The organism is Vibrio scophthalmi LMG 19158, from assembly GCF_000222585.1.
Taxonomy (GTDB): domain Bacteria; phylum Pseudomonadota; class Gammaproteobacteria; order Enterobacterales; family Vibrionaceae; genus Vibrio; species Vibrio scophthalmi.
This window is the reverse complement of record NZ_AFWE01000177.1, coordinates 1-4,993: the sequence shown is the minus strand read 5'-3', so window position 1 is coordinate 4,993 and position 4,993 is coordinate 1. Positions and strand designations below refer to the sequence as shown.

Below are 4,993 nucleotides of genomic sequence, written 5' to 3'. Positions count from 1 at the left end.
GCGGCTAGAGAGGGTTTTTCTGCAATAAATACGCGCATAGGTTGTTTCCTTTAGGTACGCCAAAATCTCGATGCAATGATCGAGTGTTCGGTTAAATAGTTGGATTTATTTGGTTTTTAAGAGCTTGAGTTCGTCGAGTGTGAAAACTCGAACAAGATTTTTTCTGTATTCAGAAAAAGGGTGATTGGATTTATCAAACGGGATGTATTTAACGCTATCAAATCTTCGTTCTAGCGCTTGCTGCATTTTATTGTCTTCAACAACGTAGAAGACCATTTCCCAGTAACCTTTTTGTTTCGCTAAAATGTGACTTTTAAATATGGCGCGGTATCTATCCGCCGTTTTGAGAGTGCGCTCCGTTTCAATGGCAACGGTTACGTTACTCTGCGTGTTGATGATGGCATCAGGCCGATTGTCCGTTTCATATTTTCGCCTAAATGAAAATTGGTCTGCGTTTTGCCAGTTTGTCCAGCCGTTACGTTGTAGGTAGATATACGCCTTTTGATTAAGCAACTTGTGTGTTGCGGTTGAAAATTTCATTCGTGATGGTTCAAAGGCTCGGTAATCTTCATCGTCGTTGTCGATAAACTGAGCCAGCCCTAATGAGGTTATTCCCCATATCGAATATTTCCCCGTAGGGAAGTCGAAGACTTCTTTACGTAGGTAATTAAATGCGATCATTTTATTGAGTAAGCGGTCTAGTGGCGCACGATCTTTATATGCCAGTAGCAGCATGAGGTTTGTTTTATCTGAATAGGTTTCCTGCTTCAAAAAACGGATCACTTTTGCCATTTTTTCGGCATTTTGTTGATCCCTTATTTTCCTCGATGCAATTAATTGACTCATTCTTTAGCCTCAACACTTTTACGTACTTTGTGGTACGAGATACACATCTTGTTTATGTCGTGTAAGGTTTGAATGACTAATGCGATGATCTCTTTTCGATTTTCTTGTTGCTCGGTATCGAGTAGCTCACCGTCTAATCTTGCTTGATTCAAATGGGTAAAGTATTCGTCACTTGCTAGGAATACTTTAATCAACATGACGGTTGTAGGCGTGTGCTTAGATTCGTCTATATGAATTTTTTTACTTTCTCTTTTATGAGCGCTTGTATTCATAGGTATGCTGCCTATTCTGCTCACTAACTCCCGATCCACTTTAGATATGTTATTGCGTAAATCTCTAAGAGTGATCAGCAATTTGTTGGTGGTCATTTGAGCTAATAGAGTAGCTGGCGTTTGATCTTGTTTTGACGCAAAAGCAGAGACGGAAAACAAGCTATTGTATACAAACAGACCGTCAATAGGCTTGGTTCTAGTTTTGTCATTGCTGTATTGATTGTGATCCCAAAGGGAGAGTAATCGTTGACTTTGTAGTTGCATAATCATGCCTCCTAAGCACCTTTTTCTACTTGTTTCATTAGTTCATCAATGTCAAATTTTGGTTCTTCTGGTTCTTCTGGTTCTTCTGGTTCTTCTGGTTCTTCTGGTTCTTCTGGTTCTTCTGGTTCTTCTGGTTCAATAGCCGAATCTAAAAAAAGGCTTTCGCTGAGTTCAGACTTAGCACTATCCAATAGCTGAGGTTCGGTTTGCTCCTCTTTGCTTGCGCCTAATGTATTTGCTTGTATCTCGTTCTCTTCTACATTGGGTTCAGGTTCAGAAGGGAAAATTTGAACGTGATTTTGTGCAATTTCACGCTCAGCCATAACTTCGTCGTAAGTCACGAGTTTTTGTTTTTTTACTTTGATTGGTGAAATCAAAGAGGGCTTTGGTACGTCAGTTGTGGTGAAGATGTAGCTAACGAAACTTGGAAGATTGAGCAGCATGTTGGTATCAACAAACTGTCTTTCGGCCATTCGAATGTTGCGCTTGCTATCGACAATTTCGGAAAGTGATTTATTGGATTCAACGTAACGTGTTTCATCATCCACCAAAATTGTGCCTGACATTTCAGATACCCATTTGGCTGTGTCGGGATCTTGTAATCGGTACACTAGTTTGAATTTTGTGTTTTCAACGACTGCGCCCACAACTGCATCCCCGTTCAAATCAGCGGGACAATCTTTTAAGTCGGCAACGGATTGGTGTGCTAAATACATATGAACCCCTTTATCACGAGCTGCCCCTAATCCTTCCATTGCTGGCTTAGAAATATGGTATTTCAATTCATCTAAAAAGATGGCGATAGGGCGAGGTTTTGAGTTGACGCGATCACGAGTTTCAGCAATTTGAAATAAACGAATTAAGATCATTTTTTGAGTGATCAAAATTTTAGAGTTGCGCATTGAACCGATAATGTAACAGCAGCCTCCATCATCAAATACGTCTTGTAACTTCATGCCACCAATGGCGTTAACTGAGTCAACGAGTGATATTTCTTCTAGCTTTCCATAGAACGCTTTGATGGTGTCTTGCAATCCTTTGACGTACACAGTGTTGAATAAATTTTTGAATGAGCGACGACCTTCTTCATCGGCTTTATTTGGTGCTTCACGTGCCGCTTTTCGGTCATCAATACGGTAGAAATCGGCAAGGTCGCCTTTCTCCGCAAAACTAAATCCCGCGACCATTAACTCTTCAATTTGTTCTGGTGTGGTGTTTGCGAGTAGATCTAGTTGGGGCGCTTTCTTATTGAGGTCGATTAAGTAAAAAGGCTTGCCCGCTTTTTCACACGCATACTTCATTAAATGAGGTGCCCATTCGTCATTTTTTGGATCCATAACAAAGACACCTTCACCGGCAAGAATGAGTTGGTACAAGATCAAACCAGACGCAACCCCTTTACCCGCACCTGTTGTTCCTAAAATATCAGCATGTTGTTTCTGCATATCTGGAAGCGGAATGTATTGCGCTTTATGATCTCGATCTAATCCAACGAAAACACCTTTGTTAAGGTCAATGTAATCTTCCGGATCGTACTCAATGGTCTCAGGTAAAAAGGTTTTTACCGTTCGAACATCGGTGCGTTCATCACGAGCAATGTTGGTCTTTTTTGTGAGTTTTTGTTTAAGCTCATTTATTAATGGAGAGTAGGTGCGACGAAGCCAAATGTGCGCAAAAATACCGAAGATAAACATCGGTAAATTGAGGTATGAATAAACGGGATAATGTAGCTCTGTTGTGCTTCCTATCATCGAGTTTTGTAGAGAGTGGATCATCCACGGGATCGTCATTGGACTTAACGTACCAAAGACAAAAAGTATAAAAGCAAAAACCAACATAGCACGTCGAAAGACAGTGTCTTCCTCCGTTTTTTCTGGCTTATCAAAGTAGATCATTGGTGTGATCAATCCAGATAAGAGACTCATCATTCCGCCACCATAAAAGGTGATAATGTAGAGTTTAGAGAGCACGATGATGCACAACTCAAAGAGCTTGTACTCGATGATTTCAGGCATAGTGGTTGTCCTTGGATTTAGTGTGTTTTTGATGTCTATCGGCGTCAGTGGTCGGCGTCACTGGTCGGTGCGTGGGTGACGCCGACCAGTGACGCCGATAAAAAGAAGCGAGATTGACGCTTGGAGGCTTACAATCTCTTTGTCACCCTTTCAGGGTGATATTAAAAAATCGGTGATTTTTCAATGAATTCAAATCAATATCCTCCCTCCTGAACGTCGGTCAAATATCGATTTGAATCCTAGAGCAAAAGAAGCCGAAAACCGTAGCGCTACGCGCGACCAAGCCCCTCTGCAAGGTGAATTAACCCTCATTTGGCGGTCGCAGGCTCCCATGCACAAATTCGAGTTATTCAACTACGCAGACGGGCTTGGTCTCGCCTACTCAACGGTTTTCGGGGGCAAGCCCCCAAAACAAACCGGCATCTGGGGATGCCTCGCTATTCCGCTGGGGCGGGCGTTTGTTTCGGCTCCCCCGTCTGAGTAATTTTCGCTGGGGCGAAAAGTTCCTCAGATGCTACGGATGCCTATCCTTCGCACTCAAAAAAGATTAACAATCAAGCCCCGCGGAGGGGGCGCTTGCGCGATTGAATCCTTTTTGAGCTAAGGCTACGGGACTCGCTTTCAAGCGGAGCTTGAGTCTCATCTCGTAGCAAAAAAAACCGCCTTTACGTCGCGTCTTTCACAATCAAAGTGGGGGCATGGAATGCCCGAATTCCCACTTTTTGATTGTTCAATTTGGCTCGTTGTAGCGGTCTTTTTTACTCACTCCTCATGCTTCGAACACCACTTTATTTCTTTAACAATCCTAGGGGATTGAAAGAAAAGTGGTGTTGGCATTCGACGTTCGTAGAGGAAATAAACCCGTAACAATTCTTAGGAATTGACGTGTTTACTTTGATTTCATTTAGCAATCCTTTGGGATTGAAATGAATCAAATTAAGCGAGGTGGTTCGTTCTGTAGGAAGCGGGTAGGGCTGTTTTCTTATTGGATAAAGTCTGCTAGTTCGAAACCTTCATCAAGCTGAATTTGTAGATTTCTCGGCACTTCTCCTTCACCGTTCCATGTTTCGTTATCACCAAAAACGTAGGTAATTGTGGGCGTTTCTGGTGCGATCTTTTTGGCTTTTCGTGGTCTTTTTGAACCACTCATCATGGCGGTCAACTTGTCAAAATCGATATTTTTATCGAGGATTTGAGCTTTTAAAGTTTCAAGTTCCCGTTGTTCTTGCTCTGCTTTTTCAGCTTCAATTAGTCTTTCTACCTCTTTTTCATCACGTACTTCTTGTAGTGTTTTTATGATGTGATCTACTTGTTCTACGGTTGCATTTTTGAAGAGAACTTTCGCACGACGTAGGCTACTTAGTTGTTTTAAAATATCAGTCATTTTTTCTACTGCTCCTATTAATGAATTCTAGTTTGCTGTATCTAAAGAAAAGCCCCAAGCTTAGTTATGCTTGGGGCTTAGTGGTGTGTGTGAATATGATTTATTTGAAAATATTTTTTCTGATTTTTTGTATATAAGCTTTGACTTTCTGTAAGCGGGAAGTTGATGCTGCTTGAACAGCAACCTCAGCAACCTCAGCAACCTCAGCAACC

4 protein-coding genes are annotated in these 4,993 nt (G+C 41.8%); all 4 read right to left on the bottom strand.

Going from position 1 to position 4,993, the window contains the following annotated elements:
- Window positions 1-105: 105 nt before the first annotated feature.
- Window positions 106-846 (bottom strand): MobC family replication-relaxation protein, encoded by a 741-nt coding sequence (gene mobC, locus RH88_RS14315; RefSeq protein WP_005597205.1) that lies wholly within the window; start codon window positions 844-846, stop codon window positions 106-108.
- Window positions 843-1,382: a hypothetical protein gene (locus tag RH88_RS14310; RefSeq protein WP_005597204.1), complete on the bottom strand. Its 540-nt coding sequence runs from the start codon at window positions 1,380-1,382 to the stop codon at window positions 843-845. The genes mobC and RH88_RS14310 overlap by 4 nt, the downstream gene beginning before the upstream one ends.
- A gap of 11 nt (window positions 1,383-1,393) precedes the next feature.
- Window positions 1,394-3,397: a type IV secretory system conjugative DNA transfer family protein gene (locus tag RH88_RS14305; protein WP_005597202.1), complete on the bottom strand. Its 2,004-nt coding sequence runs from the start codon at window positions 3,395-3,397 to the stop codon at window positions 1,394-1,396.
- 982 nt (window positions 3,398-4,379) lie between these two features.
- Complete coding sequence (locus RH88_RS14300; RefSeq protein WP_005597200.1) at window positions 4,380-4,781, bottom strand: H-NS family histone-like protein; 402 nt, start codon at window positions 4,779-4,781, stop codon at window positions 4,380-4,382.
- Window positions 4,782-4,993: the final 212 nt, after the last annotated feature.